Origin of the sequence: Paenibacillus odorifer (assembly GCF_000758725.1) — a bacterium.
Classification (GTDB): domain Bacteria; phylum Bacillota; class Bacilli; order Paenibacillales; family Paenibacillaceae; genus Paenibacillus_AQ; species Paenibacillus_AQ odorifer.
On sequence record NZ_CP009428.1, the window covers coordinates 4,415,650 to 4,431,126 of the forward strand.

Below are 15,477 nucleotides of genomic sequence, written 5' to 3' on the forward strand. Positions count from 1 at the left end.
GAAATACTCATATCAATGAACCACTCACATTCATTTTGAGTATCGTCGGCAGCCCAATAAATGCCGCATATCGCTCAGCTTCTTTAAGTACCAACTTTTCCGTATCGCCCAGATCGGCAAAAGGATGGATCATAATCTCAATCCCCTTGGTCTTTAGGGTTCTTTTCCATGTACCCACAACCTGACCCTCCACAACAATCGTTGGAAGAAAAACACCATTATTCCCCGGAACTATCAAAGGAGCAACGTCGGGCTCTAGAACGGCACTTCGGTCTTTATAACCAAGAATGTACTCATCAAAACCCGGAAGCAGATGAACGCCCGAGTCCTCAGCAGTTGGCTCTAGCCGATCAGCAGACATCCAATACTCACTGCCATCAATAACCTCTGATTGCAGTTGACTTTTGGCCGCTTCCAATCCTCGTCTGGCATCTGTAAGGGTTATGCCTGCCCACCAAGCAAAATCTTGAACAGTTGCTAAACCATGTCCAGTGAAATATCTCCGAGCGAGTTCATACAATGACTCTTCGTAAGTAAGATCGCGAAAATGAGGCACCCATTCCTCTAGCAAAACAATCGTTTGCTGCTTACCATTCATCGGCCCGAAACAAATCAGCCCTTGGTACGCAACATTCCACAACATATGATAACCACGCTGGTTCCCTGTGTGAATACCTTCTTCTTCTATTAGCTGAAGTAAAAGAGCACGATCTAGCTGCTTTCCACCTTGTAAAGCATTAACTATAATATGTCTACAACGTTCTAGTGTCTGATCATCTAGCCCAAGCTCTGCATTTCGTCGCTTTGTTTGTCCCGTTAAACGCGGCACAGATAGCTGATGCATCCACTTTACATCTTCCGGTGGGACAAAATGAAGCGTACCACGCAGCGTCCAATTCAGAATCATCTTGCGATCAACGATAGCACACTCTATATCAGCTAAATTCGAAGATGGAGTACGTAATCCGATCGCCCACATCGCCTGCATGTAATCCTGCGCCTGTATTGCCCCTAATTCTTTAACGACCTGTTCAGGCTTGATTAGCTTGGAATCAACGATCTTCTGGTTATATAAACGCTGAGCAGCTATCATTTTATTCGTCACACTTTACCTCCTTAAGTGAACCTTATCAAACCATCGTCTAACCTTATAGGAATGATTTTAATATAATTTTTTCCAATCTCATAGTTTTTCTTATTTCTTAGCTATATTATTGGATAGGATGAAGTTTCGATTCAATCTCTTCCCGGCGTTCTTCCAGAAAAGAAGGTAAGGTCAAATTCTCGCCCAGCGCATCAAAAGATTCATCAATCTCAAACCCTGGACCATCTGTAGCAAGCTCAAAAAGAATATGGTTCGGATCACGGAAATACAAGGAATGGAAGTAATAACGATCAATGACCCCTGTGTTCTTGAACCCTGCAGCTGTGATTTTAGCAGCCCATGCGGTTAACTCTTCCAGATCCTTCACTCTTATAGCCACATGATGAATACTGCCTTTTCCCGGTCTTTCCCGGTCTTGATCATTAACTTCTTTGAGCTGAAGTTCAGTGTACAAGCCGCCTTTAGCTGTTTCATAAATATCCACCATTACCTTCGGGTCACCCATGGATGGCACTCTACGAACTTGTGTATAGCCTAAAATATCCTCCAAAACAGCCTTTGTACGGCTAGCCTCACGGACAGTCAATTCAACGGGACCCAAACCAACAATGGCATATTGTGGTGGAATATCATCAGTAATCCAAGGTTCTACCAGCTGAGTCACATTATCTTTTTCTGCGGACACCAGATGAACCGTTAATTCATCACTATCCTGAAAAGTAAGCGAATTGCGCTCCTCTATACTTACGATAGCTTCATGAGCGATTTCAAATGTATCTAATCTGTTAGCCCAATATACTAAGGCCTCATCGCTAGGAACGAGAAGAGAGATTGCAGAAATGCTGTTCGTTCCTTTCCGGGTCTGGCCTGCATTTGGCATTTCAAAAAAGGATACCTCGGTGCCTGGAGCGCCATTAGGGTTGCCATAGAATAAATGGTACATGGTTGGATCGTCCTGATTTACGGTTTTTTTGACAAGTCTTAGTCCCAGAACTTTTGTATAAAACCATAGGTTTTGTTTAGCGTCTTTAGTAATCATTGATACATGATGTTGTCCGGTTATTTGTTGTTGGCCCATTTTAATTTCCTCCTAATATGATTATGGTTTACTAGTAAACTGATGCTGAAAAAGGAAGCTTTATTCAGAATAAAGCTTTTACAATACTACTGAACTCCTCGTGGAATTCGATTCTCATTCTGGCTATGGCGGTGAATCTTCTTAAGCATGCTGTAAAATACCTTTTTCTCCTCGTCCGTCAGTGGATCGAATAACGAAGCTTGGAAATCCGATTGCAAAGGAAGAACTTTCTCGATAAGCGCCTGGCCCTTTTCAGTTAAAGAAATATACTTCACCTTCCAATCCTGCTTACGCTCAATCCATCCTTCTTTTTCTAATCTGCCAAGCATATGTGATACTCCACCTTTAGTAATGGTTAAATGCTCGGCAATATCCATCTGTGTCACAGGCTGATGTAATAGTATTTGTACTAACGCATCAAACTGGCTAACCGTTAAATCAAACTGCTTCAAGAACTCATTGGAAAGATCGTTACTATTGTCATAAACTCTTACCAGCCGCAGCCAGATCAACAAGCTTAGTTTGTTGTCTTCAGTGAATCCATTGTTTCGCATTATGCCACATCCATTGCTTTGGAATTGGATCTATTTGATTATCAGTTTACTAGTAATCTGATGTGGAGTCAAGTTTCGTATTAACTTAAGAAATAGAGAAGCACAGATAAACCATTACTAAACATGTGTGCACTTATTGGCACTAATATATTTTTTCTTTTCTCATATAGGTAGGCAAAGATTAATCCAGCAGTCATATAGGAGAAGATATTCCACATTTCGTTATAGTTACCCTGAAAAACCACGGCTCTATAGACATGCTGGAAGCCAAATAAAAAGGAAGATATCAGATAAGCCAGAAGACGACTCTTCCTGCGGATCGTGCTATAGATGGTAACCCGATATACTAATTCTTCAATCAAGGGGCCAATCCAGACCACATTCACTGTAAAAATAAATGGATACGAAGACAACATTGCCCGTAAATCCACCTCATTAACAGACTTTGTAATGGGATGAAAGATAGAAATTAGTGTGGGAATCAACATACTTCCGATGATAATAATCAAACAAAGTCCCCAAACCATCCATAACATATTACGGACCCAGTATTGTCTGAAATCATGGATAGCTTGTTTATAGAACCCCCTAAAACCTAAAATCACTCCTATGTAGATCAGACCATTCAACAGTAAGGCCATTCGATTTTGTTGTTCTGGCTGCCAAATAAAAACATGGTTAAGAATCTCCATAACCGGCCGGATCAAGAGAATGGAGAACAAGCCTAAAAAGTACATTACTGCTAATATAACGCCCATGATCAATTGCCTTTTACTTAATTTCTCATCAATCATTATAATCTAATCCCCCATGTAAAATTGTTAATAGACTGAATATCAACCATTTTAGCATTGGGAAATTTCATACGACTTAATGTAATCTTACATAGACCTTAAATTTTCCAGTTCAGCCCAATTATAATTTCAAACTGGTTATCCTGCGTATTCAGCTGAACAGTCCCTCCATGAGCAGTTATTATTTTCTGAACAATGAGTAGCCCTAATCCAGAACCTGCCGGGTTCAAGGCTGATGGTTGACCGTAATTAACAAAAGTAAGCTTGGCTCCATCACTCACCTTTTCCAGCACAACTTGAAACTTAGAACCTCGCTCCTGATAAGCGATGGCATTATAAAGCAGGTTTGAGAATACACGGTTCATTCTTTTTTTATCAAACTGTAGAATTATTTCTTCTGGCTCGATTACAAAATCAGGAATCAGACCCGCAGCCTCAAGCTCGGGCAACATATGTATCATTTCTTCTCTCAAATATTCTGAGAAATCATCTGTTGTAACATCCAAACGAAATTCGGGACTTTCCATTCTCGATAATTCAAACAAATCCTGAATCAATACATTGGCACGGATACTATTTTCGTATATTATTTTGGCAAATTCCAAATGTTCTATCCGACCGCTCACCTGTTCTTTTAGTTCAAGCTCTGCGTAACCCATAATACTTGTTAATGGATTTTTTAAATCATGGGATATATCCAATATTAGATTTTTTCGATTGATTTCACTCTGTTCTTTTAACGAGGTCTGGATCTGAATCACTTCTGCCATATGATTAAAAGCCTGCTCCAGTTGACTAAACTCCCGATTTCCGCCTACCTGTACTCTTGCTGAATAATCCCCATTCTTAACCTTTTCAACAGCAGCGGACAACTGGTCTAAGGGTTTAATGAAACTAACCGCTGTAATTCTCGCATAAATCATCGTGCTTAGAATCAAAATCAACAAATAACCTAACCCAATAAACCCAAGCATTTGAAGGGTATGATCCTGCATAGGTGAATCTGAATTCCAATGGAAACTGCCAATCATCTTCACTTGTATAGGTAAAAAGACGATCAGCCAAAAATGTTCCTGCTCATTATATTCAACAGTGATCATATCTTTGTTAGCTCCAGTATTCATTAGAAAATCCGTAAATTCTTTGACACTAATCTGCTTGGACGTAAATGGATTGTTGCCAATGGAGTGTATGACTTCGTAATTGGAATTCACAACCTGTAAACTGCCCCCGACATCATTAATAACACTAGTGTCAATTCTTTGATAGTCATTTTGCATAAGTTTAGCAGCCGTTAACTGATTATAAATAATGTCCTTAGATCCCAGCCTGTTCATGCTAAACAAAGCAACAATCACCAATATCGTGATAACCGTTGTTATAAGAAAGATCGCGATATAGTTTTTTAACAATTGATAGGATATATTATGTTTTTTCATCTTATTTACCTGGATTGTAGAATTTGTAACCTAGTCCACGCACTGTGACGATAAATTCGGGATGGTGTGGGTCCCGTTCAATCTTATTCCTTAGACGGCTGATGGTAACCATAATCGTATTATTATCACTATAGAAATCCTCTTCCCACGCCGCTGCATATAACTTTTTGGGCGTAAAAATTTGATTAGGACTCTGCATCAGACATTGTAATACCTTATATTCCTTGGCATTTAAAAGAACCGGACTTTCATTTATGTACAACATACATTCCTTTAAATTCAGCTTCAATTCTCTATGTTGGATTGTTTCTTCAGTTATCGATTGGCTAAGATCGTATACATTTCTTCGTCTCAGCTGCGCCTCAACCCTAGCCACAAGCTCTGAAGCACTAAATGGCTTCACCATATAATCGTCCGCTCCAAGACCTAAACCAACAACCTTATCAATTTCTTCACCGCGGGCAGTTAACAAGATAACCGGAATATGGCTTTTCTCTCTTATCTGTCGCAACAGATTAAGCCCATCAAGCTTGGGCATTACAATATCCAAAATGGCAAGATTTATTTCATGTTGATTAACAACCTCTAAAGCCTCAATGCCATCCTTGGCTTCGAATACTCGATAGGATCGATCTTCTAAATGTATTTTCACGAGTTTTCTTATATCAGTTTCATCTTCAGCAATTAGTATATTCATCGCTCAATTCCCCTAACTAATCTCAAATAGCTGAGTCTTTTCACTCAGTATAACTTGCCAAATACCACTTCGGTATATAAAGCCTAAAGAAAAGATCTGGAACATCATGATTAAAATACCCATGGATTCGGCCCGATGCGAACTCTGGACTCGTTAGTGCACACCAAGAAATGCGATTAAATTCCTCCCAAGGATCACCATAATCAAATCTATTAAAATCAATAATTCCAAGTTCCCTCGACTTCGTAATGATCATATTCCTACATGATAGTCGCCGTGTTGAAAAGTCTGCGACCGCCCCTCCAATAAGTAACGATTCGCCTCCACAAACTCAATGACCTGCTCTGCTCCCTTTAGAACAATGCCGAATGTTTGATATTTCGTGATGTACTTATCGATCTTCCACCCCAAACTGAAGAGGTCATTTCACAACCTCCTTTTAATCAAACCGCTTCACAAAATAGAAAAATTTTCTTATTTATTTCTTAGAAGATTATTTTATTCAATTGATGTTGGAACAATAATAGTGTATGATGCATAGTATAGATCGAATACTGTATGACACATAGTAAGTATAAGCGGCTTCGACGTCCTCTCAAGGACAACAAGCGTTTAAACCAAAAATATAAGAACAATTTATAAGAGATTATAAATCCTTATATTTTAAATAATGAGGTGGGTGAATGAGTACTTTATTAAATTCTTTAATCACAGAGCTTAGAAGAGGTACGTTAACGCTAGCCGTTTTAAGTCAATTACGAACACCCCAGTATGGATATTCGCTCGTTCAATTGTTGGAGGAATCCAGCATCATCATCGATCAAAGCACCTTATATCCATTACTTCGCCGATTAGAGAAACAGGAATTAGTGACGAGCAGCTGGGACACATCCGAGAGCAGACCCCGTAAGTATTATGTTCTAAGTGACTATGGCGTAGAGATTTTTTTACAGCTAAAGGAAGAATGGCTTAAGAATTCGAAAGAACTCTACGGCCTATTACAAGGGGAGGATGACCATGAAGCTAATTGAGATTTACATTCATGAAGTTACTCGGAGGTTACCGGAACAAAATCGGGAAGACATCGCATTAGAATTACGATCAACCATCGAGGATATGTTACCGGATGATTATGACGAAAAAGAGGTAAAGGCCGTCCTTGAAAAATTGGGCAATCCAGCTATTTTAGCTAGTGAGTACCGCGATCAGCCCATGTATCTCATCGGCCCACGCTATTTCGATTTATATGTTACGTTATTAAAAATGATTATACCAATCGCTGTAGTTGTTTCTTTAATCGCTCTGGTTGCTGATTACTTGATTGGCTACAGCGGCGATAAAACAGTTGCGGATATTGTTACTGCAGTTATAAGTACAGGAATTGGAACCTTCCTTGAAGTAGGAATCCAAGTCTTTTTTTGGATAACTGTTGTGTTCGCTATTATCGAACGGGCGGATAAAGGAAAGGAAGGGCATCCGCTTACTACAAAATTAAGGAAATGGACTCCTGATGATTTGAAGGATATCGCGCTTGTCCATAAGAAAAAAGCAATTACAAGCTTCGAAGTGTTCGGAAGTTTACTGTGGACTGCCATTTGGGCTACTGTTTATTTTAATGCTGAACACCTGATCAGAGTCTATAGAGGCGGTGAAGGCGCACTTAACTTCGTAGCCCCAGCTTTTAATCAGCATGTGTTACTTGATTATTGGCCTATTATTCTTATTGTGATCGGATTAGAAGTCGCATTAACTATATATAAATTAATCAAGAGACAATGGACTAGAGAATTAGCATTATGTAATACGGTCCTCGAGCTCATTGTACTTATTGTATTCGCTGTTATCCTTATAAATCCGAATGTATTTAACCAAGAATTCATTAACTACATGTCTAATTTATTAACTACTACAGCTAACCAATTTGAAACGGGGCTAGTAGGTGGAGGTATAGCAGTCTTGATTTTAGTTGCGGTCCTCAATATATATGAAGGCTTCCGCAAGGCTCGCCTCTAGTATTCGCAGAGCGGTGATTCTCCTGTTATTTGGAGAATTGCCGCTTTGTTTTCTGACTCGTTGAATGCCTGCTTAAAATGCTTCAACAGTATTGTCACCCTCTAAGAGTTACGGACCCAGATGACTTAATTTGCACATTTTCTGCCTTTGGAACAGGGCTTCGGACTCCAATGACGTTATTCCCTCGAAAGAGCTCCATATCGGGGTGTTTCAAGGCAATAGCGGCTATGCGGTCCGTTGGCATCCCAAACGTGCGATATTTCTGGGTTTAGTGTCATCTGTGTCCGATAGGTGTTTCGTATGTGCAAATGTTAGCGAAGAATACGAAAAAAAGGAGTTGTCCCATAAGCCATGAATGGCTGCTAGGACAACTCCTTCTGATTTAATTAAATAGTTCAAGCTCGATAACCGTATCCATCTCATCAGGTAACATCGCGCCTTTTAATGTAATAAACGCTCCACCGTCAACATCCGAATATTCCTCAGCCATCCACGGCGCCTCCACCTTTAGCTCGGTACCATCACGTAGTAATCTGGCCTTTTTAATCTTCCCTTTCAAGCCTTGGAAATAGATCGGGCCAATTCCACGGTCGTAAACGTGCGCATATAACTTATTGCCCTTTTGCGTATAACGTCCCCACTCTGGCTTAGGTAACAAAGACTTCCCGCATCCATAAATACTGTCTCCATTAAGGCGCATCCACTCCCCAACTTCGTCAAGGATAACCAGTGATTCCCGTGTCATTTCACCTTTAGCATCTGGTCCAACATTGAGGAGCAGGTTACCATTCTTACTGATACATTCGACCATCGTACGGATGACTTGCTTGGTTGATTTATAATTCTTATCCTCGGAATGATAACCCCAGTTGTCATTAAGGGTAATGCAGGCTTCCCAAGGGATGGATTGGCCGTTTACGTCAACAATGCCGCCAGGTGGAATGATCTGCTCGGGGGAGAAGAAATCTCCAGCATATTCCTCAGATTCTGCCGCACGAATATTGCCACCTAATCGATTGTCGATAATAATATCAGGTTGTATGGAACGAATCATCCGGATAAGCTCCGTCGCCTTCCACTTCTCCCCTGTCATATTATCGTAGGAGAAGTCAAACCACATAATGTCGATTTTACCGTAATTGGTGAGCAGTTCCTTTACTTGCCCATGCATATACTCCAAGTATCTATCGAAATCAATCGGCTTATCTTTAGCCGCTTCGTTATCCCGATCAGGATGTGCCTTATCTCCATATCCGGGATAATCCTCATGGTGCCAGTCTATGATAGAGTAATATAGACCTACTGCAATCCCTTCAGCCCGGAAAGCGTCTACATATTCCCGCACTAGATCACGCCCAGCGGGCGTATTAGTGGCTTTGAAATCAGTCAGCTTACTATCGAACAGACAGAACCCGTCATGATGTTTGGTCGTAAGAACAGCGTATTTCTGACCCGCAGCTTTTGCTGCACTTGCCCATTTCTTCGGATCATATCGAGAGGCGTCAAATTCATCGAAATACGTCATGTAATGCTCTCTACTCATCCGCTCGTTACCGCGTATCCATTCCCCTCTAGCAGGAATTGAATATAATCCCCAATGGATAAACATCCCGAACCTATCCTGTAAGAACCATTTCGTTCTTTCTTCTCTTGCACCCATCTCTCCAACTCCTCGTTAATGAAAGCTATAATCAATCTTTCACTCCACCTAAGCGGTATGAAATAATGCTGCGGCTCCAATTAAACCTACATCGTCTTTGAGAGCGGCAGGTTCAATTGTAAAAGTACCCTTATATGGATCCATGACAAATTGCTCCGTCTTCTCCACCAGTGCAGGGAATAACAAATCTCCAGCCTTACTCACGCCTCCACCGATCACGATCCGATCAGGATTGAACGTATGAACTGCATTGGCTAGACCTAGTGCCATATAATGAATACTGCGGTCAATAACCTCGACGGCCACGGCATCGTTAAGTGCCATGGCTTCAAATACGTGCCGCGAAGTAATTTTTTCTCCATTTATATTAGCCAGTTCCGTAATCATCGACGGTCTGCCCTCCATACTTCGCAGCGCCATATCCCGAATCGCTGTGCCCGAAGCGAAAACTTCCCAGCAGCCGAATCTTCCACAGCTACATTCCGTTCCGTTCGGGTCAATAATATTATGACCTAGTTCACCAGCAAATGAATTTTTGCCAAGAAGCAGCTTGCCGTCAATGACGATACCTGCTCCAATCCCTGTGCTAAAGGTAACATAAACCATGTTGTCTGCACCTTTGCCAGCTCCTCGGACATACTCACCCCAAGCCGCAGCGTTCGCATCATTCACTACCTTTACTTCAACGCCTAGCTCCGACTCCATCCAGTGCTTCAGCGGAACATTATCCCATTCCGGAAGATTGGTGCCGTGAATAACGATCCCGTCCTGGCTATTTACAGCTCCGGGAGAAGCCAGCCCCACTCCAGTGAGTGGTCGTCCTTCGGATACGGAGCGGATCATATCGATCATTCGCTGCACCACTTCTTTAGCGGTACGTGCCCCAGCCGTTTCCATCAGTTCCCGTTTCAACACGGTCCCCTTTGAATCGAACAATGCTGCGGCAATTTTTGTGCCTCCTAAATCGATTCCAACTACGTAGCTCTCAACCTTCTGCATAACCCATTCACCTTTTCACTATCTATTATTAGCCGTTAGAATGAATACTCTCTGCTAACGCCCGTAAGGCTGCTGGATCGATTGGCGACAAAGCGTCTTTATCATAACGAACAGCCGACCCAAAATGCACTTCTGTTACTCCAGTCTGATGTATAAATGAAGTAATACCTTCCGGCTTCAAACCGCTTCCAGCCAGTATACTTACCGTTTTACCTCTTGATTCCTCGACTAGCTTCCGCATAGCAGGAATAGCTTCTGGTGCCGGACCTGGCCCAGCAGAAGTGAGTACACGCGTAATTTGCGGATACTTACAAAGCGTTCGATAACCTTCTATTTGATCCTTCAACTCATCAAAAGCACGGTGGAAGGTTACTTGCAATCCATCGGTCAACGGCAATAATGTTTCAAGCGCTCGCTCGTCGATAGTCCCTTCCGGTGTTAACGCACCAATCACAATCCCCGCCGCTCCGCTGGCTGCAATTTGCTTTATCTCTGCTGCCATGGTCAAAATGTCATACTTTGAATAGCAAAAAGAACGGCTGTGCGGGCGAACCATAACAAACGCAGGAATGCTAACCGATTTAGCAACTTGTTGCACCAATCCTATCCCTGGTGTTAGACCGCCTTCCGTAATCGCAGTAATGAGCTCCAGGCGGTCAGCCCCGTTCGCTTCGGCTGTAAGAGCATCGTCCATACAGGTAGCGATGACTTCCAATCTCATAACTTTCCTCCACTCTTCCGTTGTTATTGTTGTGCCTGTTTCATGACATAATCAGCGAGCAATCGAGCACCATAGCCCGTTGCTCCAGCTTCTGAATACCCCACATCCTGCTTGTACTGAACCGTCCCAGCCATATCAATATGAACCCAGCTCAGCGATTCCGCTACAAAACGCCGTATAAAAAGCGCTGCTGTAATCGCACCTGCAAAAGGTGAAGTACTAACATTACGTAGATCAGCGTAATTGCTTCGAAGATCGACTTCATATTCATCCATAAGCGGCATGGGCCACAGTCGCTCACCATTGCGCTCACCGATTTCGACGAGGTTCTGCGTCATCTCTCCATCACCCCATATGCCGGCGATACCTAATCCTAGCGCTGCGCCAACATTTCCAGTAAGTGTTGCAATATCGATGACCTTAGTTGCCCCGATATTTGCTGCATGAATAAGCGCATCCGCGATAATAAGCCGCCCCTCGCCATCCGTATTTGCAACCTGAACCGTCAGCCCATTAGGATAGCGTATAACAGACGATGGCAGCATCGCTTCAGCATCTGGTACGTTATCAACAACTGGGATCAATACGGTCACATTTACATGAGCTTGATTCCGTACTAAAATATCCAGCGCCCCAATAACAGCTGCTGCACCACCCATATCCATACGTGCATCGCTGATATCACTTGCGGTCTTAACATTCATCCCACCTAAATCGAAGGTAACACCTTTACCCACCAATGCCAGCATTGGCAATTCAGGGTTACTCTCATAGCGAATTTCAACGAGGGCTGGGGAGTGTTTACTGCCTGCTCCAACCGCCAGCAACCCATTCATCTGTAGGTCAACCAGCTCCTGCCCCCGGTAAACATGAACTTTCACTGCTGCGTTATCACGCTCGAAATATTCGACCATCCATTCTGCGAACCGATCCGGATTTAGAGTCCCGGGCACCTCATTCACCAGATCGCGAGCAACCACTGCTCCTTCAGCGCGTATGCGGCCAGTACTTAGTACAACTTCCAGTTCAAGCTTAGTCAGCTCAGGCCAATCGGCTGTCTGGAGCAGCAAATCAACTGAATTGTCTATTTTAGTAACGCCACGATAGGTTTGGAAACGATATAATCCGAGAAGCCAGCCTTCAATCCATGCTTGCAGCTCATCCGCAGCGGAAATATCACTTTCTGCTGTCCTACGAACAAATGAAGCGAAATTCAGCCCTTCTCTTAGAGCTAAGCGGGCGGCAGATCCCGCTGCTCGACGAATTTTCTCAAGCGTAAGAGCCTTGCGTTTTCCCATTCCAACAGCTAACACATCGGACTCTTCCTCAGAACGAGCATATAACCATGTCACACTGCCACTCTGTTTGTGAGCTTCTCCCAGTCGAAGAGGAAAAGGCTCCTCTTCATAGGCTAAGTAGATAAGCATATCCGCCACATTAGCAGAATCGAACAAGATATTCATAGCTGTCCCTTCTTTTCCGTAAAGTGTACTCACATTTAAAATTATCGTTCTAGTTTCAACATTTCTTCATCAAACAGATGACAAGCGAGCTCATGACCTGGTTCAACTTCCCGGAATACAGGCACATGTTGCTTACAGATCTCCATACAGGAAGGGCATCTTGTATGAAAGCGACAGCCCGTCGGCGGATCAACGGGACTTGGAAGGTCACCTTTTAGAATAATGCGTTCCTTCTTCAAGCTTGGATCGGGCACGGGAACTGAAGATAGCAGCGCTTGGGTGTAAGGATGCAAGGGACGGTCATACAATGTATCCTTATCAGCCGTCTCCACAAGGGAACCCAGATACATGACCCCAATTCGATCACTAATATGCTCGACCACACTAAGATCATGAGAGATGAATAAATAGGTCAGGCCATATTCCTCCTGCAAGTCCTGTAACAGATTCAACACTTGGGACTGAATCGATACATCCAGTGCTGACACGGGTTCATCCGCCACGATTAGACTAGGGCGCACTGACAAAGCCCGGGCAATCCCAATCCGTTGCCGCTGTCCACCGCTGAACTCAAACGCAAATCGCTCAGCGTGCAAACTGTTCAATCCAACGGTCTCCAGCAGTTCGCAAGCTAGCTTATCCCGCTCTTTGGAGGACAGCTTTGTATGAATAAGCAGGGGTTCGGCGACAAGATCCTTCACCTTCATGCGTGGATTAAGTGAAGCGTAAGGGTCTTGAAACACCATCTGCATATCTTTGCGCAGAGGCCGCATTTGGTTATCTGAGATATGACTAATATTTTGCCCCTTAAACCACACTTCTCCATGATTGGGTTCCAGTAAGCGAGTCACTAGTCTGCCCGTAGTCGATTTCCCACAGCCACTTTCACCTACAAGGCTGAACGTTTCTCCTTTACGAATGGCGAATGAAATCCCATCAACGGCGTGCAAATATTTAGTCGTTCCGAAGAAGCCCTTCTTCACAGAAAACAACTTCTTCAAACCCTTAACTTCAATTAGTGGAGTCTCTTTCATAAACATCCCGCTCCTTCCGTGTCCTCCTGCTGTGTAAGCCAACAACGGCTTTTGCGCTCTAGTCCCTCAATCGGAAGTAGCTCAGGTTCGTGCGACAGACAACGCTCCATGGCAAAGTCGCAGCGAGGCGCAAACTTACAGCCGGCAGGCATTTGTGAAAGGTCTGGCACATTCCCTTTTATAGACTCCAAGCGATGTACATTCTGGCGCAGCTTAGGTACCGATTGAATCAATCCCTTGGTATACGGATGCTGCGGTCTGGCAAACAGCTCCTGAACAGAGGCTTCCTCCACCACACGACCTGCATACATAACAACAACCCGGTCACATAATTCGGCAACTACTCCAAGATCATGGGTAATGAGCAGCATTCCCATATCCTGTTCATCTTTCAACTGCTTCATCAGATCAAGAATTTGCGCTTGAATCGTTACATCGAGTGCGGTCGTGGGTTCATCGGCAATCAACAGCTTAGGATGACAAGACATGGCCATTGCAATCATGACCCGCTGTCTCATTCCGCCGGATAGTTGATGCGGATATTCATCGATTAATTCCTCTGCGCGAGGGATACCTACAAGCCGCAACATATGAATCGCATGCTCACGAGCCTTCTTGCGTCCATAACCCAAATGCAGTCTAATCGGCTCTGTTAATTGCAGCCCAATCCGCAGCACTGGATTAAGAGAGGTCATCGGCTCCTGAAAAATCATTGCCAGATCATTTCCCCGGATTTGGCGCATCTCCTTCTCAGAAATCTTCGTCAAATCCTTTCCTTCAAAACGCACAGAACCTTCAGAAATTCTACCCGGCGTATCTTTAAGCAACCGCATGATCGATAATGAGGTTACACTTTTGCCACAACCAGATTCACCAACCAGGCCTAGCACTTCACCTTTCTTAATGGCAAAGTCTACCCCCGCAACCGCAGTAATACTTCCATCGCCGCGTTTGAACTCCGTTTTCAGCCCTTGTACATCCAGCAAATGTTGAGTCATGTCTTGTCCCTCCTTAGTTTTTCATTTTGGGATCAAGAGCATCACGCAGTCCGTCCCCGACCAGGTTAAATGCAAGTACTGTTAAAAAGATGGCTATCCCCGGAAAATAAACAATATGTGGAGCAATACTTAAATAATCACGTCCCATACTTAACATTGCGCCCCAATCAGGCTCCGTTGTTTTTGCACCCATTCCGAGAAAGCTTAGTGATGCAGCGGCCAAGATCGCTCCGCCAATCTTCATGGATAGATTAACGATAATGCTGGGCACGGTCTCAGGAAAAATATGACGCCAAATAATCCGGCGATGCTTCGCTCCCATGGAACGAGCAGCTTCCACAAACAATGTTTCTTTCGCAGACAGCGTTACGCTCCGAATAATTCGGGCGAACGATGGAGTACCAAAGACTGCAACTGCGATAACAACATTGGATAGACCCGGACCGAGGATGGCGACGATCCCAATGGCAAGCAGCAAGTCAGGAAATGAAAATAGTACATCACTGCCACGCATAATAATCCGATCTAGCCAACCGCCATAATATCCACTTAACAGACCTAGGATGGTTCCAAGTACGCCTGCGATTAAGACGGAACTGAGACTGACAGCTAAGGTTAAGCGAGTACCATCAATCAAACGGCTTAGAATATCACGGCCATATTCGTCTGTCCCGGCCCAATGTGCAGCAGAAGGACCCGCCATAAGGGCATCGTAGTTTGGTTCATCAGGATTATACGGGGTCAGAAATGGCCCGAAAATTGCAATTAGGAATAGCAATATAATAAAAAATGCGGCCACAAGGGGCATCTTTTGTTTACTGAACTTACGTAAAAAAACACCCATACGGCCTTTTGTTTTCTCCGGGGCCAGTACCTCTCCGGGTAATGGAGATTTTGCTCCCATCACCGCCGAATTGTCACT

Annotated in this window: 15 protein-coding genes and 1 pseudogene; 2 read left to right on the forward strand and 14 right to left on the reverse strand. The window is 43.5% G+C overall.

Features of this window, described 5'->3' with window-relative positions; all coding sequences use genetic code 11:
* Window positions 1-7 precede the first annotated feature (7 nt).
* The 7 genes and pseudogenes from PODO_RS19270 to PODO_RS19300 form a co-directional block, all read right to left on the reverse strand.
* Window positions 8-1,105 carry a winged helix DNA-binding domain-containing protein gene (locus PODO_RS19270; protein ID WP_038572317.1) on the reverse strand — a complete coding sequence of 366 codons (1,098 nt, stop codon included), beginning with the start codon at window positions 1,103-1,105 and terminating at the stop codon, window positions 8-10.
* Between the two features lie 106 nt (window positions 1,106-1,211).
* Window positions 1,212-2,183 (reverse strand): ring-cleaving dioxygenase, encoded by a 972-nt coding sequence (locus tag PODO_RS19275; protein WP_038572319.1) that lies wholly within the window; start codon window positions 2,181-2,183, stop codon window positions 1,212-1,214.
* A gap of 86 nt (window positions 2,184-2,269) precedes the next feature.
* The gene (locus PODO_RS19280) at window positions 2,270-2,737 is read right to left on the reverse strand and encodes a MarR family winged helix-turn-helix transcriptional regulator (protein WP_038572321.1); all 468 of its coding nucleotides are present in this window, start codon (window positions 2,735-2,737) and stop codon (window positions 2,270-2,272) included.
* A gap of 80 nt (window positions 2,738-2,817) precedes the next feature.
* Window positions 2,818-3,531 (reverse strand): CPBP family intramembrane glutamic endopeptidase, encoded by a 714-nt coding sequence (locus tag PODO_RS30115; RefSeq protein ID WP_052097145.1) that lies wholly within the window; start codon window positions 3,529-3,531, stop codon window positions 2,818-2,820.
* Between the two features lie 98 nt (window positions 3,532-3,629).
* Window positions 3,630-4,970 (reverse strand): sensor histidine kinase, encoded by a 1,341-nt coding sequence (locus tag PODO_RS19290; RefSeq protein WP_038572323.1) that lies wholly within the window; start codon window positions 4,968-4,970, stop codon window positions 3,630-3,632.
* A 1-nt stretch (window position 4,971) separates the two neighbouring features.
* On the reverse strand, window positions 4,972-5,667 hold the full coding sequence (locus PODO_RS19295; protein WP_038572324.1) for a response regulator transcription factor: 696 nt from the start codon (window positions 5,665-5,667) through the stop codon (window positions 4,972-4,974).
* A gap of 40 nt (window positions 5,668-5,707) precedes the next feature.
* A pseudogene (locus PODO_RS19300) lies at window positions 5,708-6,069 on the reverse strand (aminoglycoside phosphotransferase family protein); the annotation flags it as partial.
* Window positions 6,070-6,350: 281 nt separating this feature from the next.
* On the opposite strand from PODO_RS19300, the gene PODO_RS19305 reads away from it, so the two are divergent.
* Both PODO_RS19305 and PODO_RS19310 read left to right on the forward strand, forming a co-directional pair.
* On the forward strand, window positions 6,351-6,698 hold the full coding sequence (locus PODO_RS19305) for a PadR family transcriptional regulator (protein ID WP_036689003.1): 348 nt from the start codon (window positions 6,351-6,353) through the stop codon (window positions 6,696-6,698).
* The gene (locus PODO_RS19310) at window positions 6,685-7,680 is read left to right on the forward strand and encodes an HAAS signaling domain-containing protein (protein WP_038572325.1); all 996 of its coding nucleotides are present in this window, start codon (window positions 6,685-6,687) and stop codon (window positions 7,678-7,680) included. The genes PODO_RS19305 and PODO_RS19310 overlap by 14 nt, the downstream gene beginning before the upstream one ends.
* A 382-nt stretch (window positions 7,681-8,062) precedes the next feature.
* Here the strand turns inward: PODO_RS19310 and PODO_RS19315 are convergent, their stop codons facing one another.
* From PODO_RS19315 to PODO_RS19345, 7 genes are read right to left on the reverse strand one after another with little or no spacing between them, the layout of a single operon-like run.
* Window positions 8,063-9,340, reverse strand: coding sequence for an alpha-L-fucosidase (locus PODO_RS19315; protein ID WP_038572328.1), 1,278 nt, complete (start codon window positions 9,338-9,340; stop codon window positions 8,063-8,065).
* 48 nt (window positions 9,341-9,388) lie between these two features.
* The gene (locus PODO_RS19320; RefSeq protein ID WP_038572332.1) at window positions 9,389-10,339 is read right to left on the reverse strand and encodes an ROK family protein; all 951 of its coding nucleotides are present in this window, start codon (window positions 10,337-10,339) and stop codon (window positions 9,389-9,391) included.
* A 28-nt stretch (window positions 10,340-10,367) separates the two neighbouring features.
* Window positions 10,368-11,060 (reverse strand): copper homeostasis protein CutC, encoded by a 693-nt coding sequence (locus PODO_RS19325; RefSeq protein WP_038572334.1) that lies wholly within the window; start codon window positions 11,058-11,060, stop codon window positions 10,368-10,370.
* A 23-nt stretch (window positions 11,061-11,083) separates the two neighbouring features.
* Window positions 11,084-12,523, reverse strand: a complete 1,440-nt coding sequence (locus PODO_RS19330) for a leucyl aminopeptidase family protein (protein WP_038572336.1) — start codon at window positions 12,521-12,523, stop codon at window positions 11,084-11,086.
* A gap of 41 nt (window positions 12,524-12,564) precedes the next feature.
* Complete coding sequence (locus tag PODO_RS19335) at window positions 12,565-13,557, reverse strand: ABC transporter ATP-binding protein (protein ID WP_094903192.1); 993 nt, start codon at window positions 13,555-13,557, stop codon at window positions 12,565-12,567.
* Window positions 13,554-14,555 carry an ABC transporter ATP-binding protein gene (locus tag PODO_RS19340; protein ID WP_038572340.1) on the reverse strand — a complete coding sequence of 334 codons (1,002 nt, stop codon included), beginning with the start codon at window positions 14,553-14,555 and terminating at the stop codon, window positions 13,554-13,556. The genes PODO_RS19335 and PODO_RS19340 overlap by 4 nt, the downstream gene beginning before the upstream one ends.
* Before the next feature lie 13 nt (window positions 14,556-14,568).
* Window positions 14,569-15,399 (reverse strand): ABC transporter permease, encoded by an 831-nt coding sequence (locus PODO_RS19345; RefSeq protein WP_370510612.1) that lies wholly within the window; start codon window positions 15,397-15,399, stop codon window positions 14,569-14,571.
* Window positions 15,400-15,477: the final 78 nt, after the last annotated feature.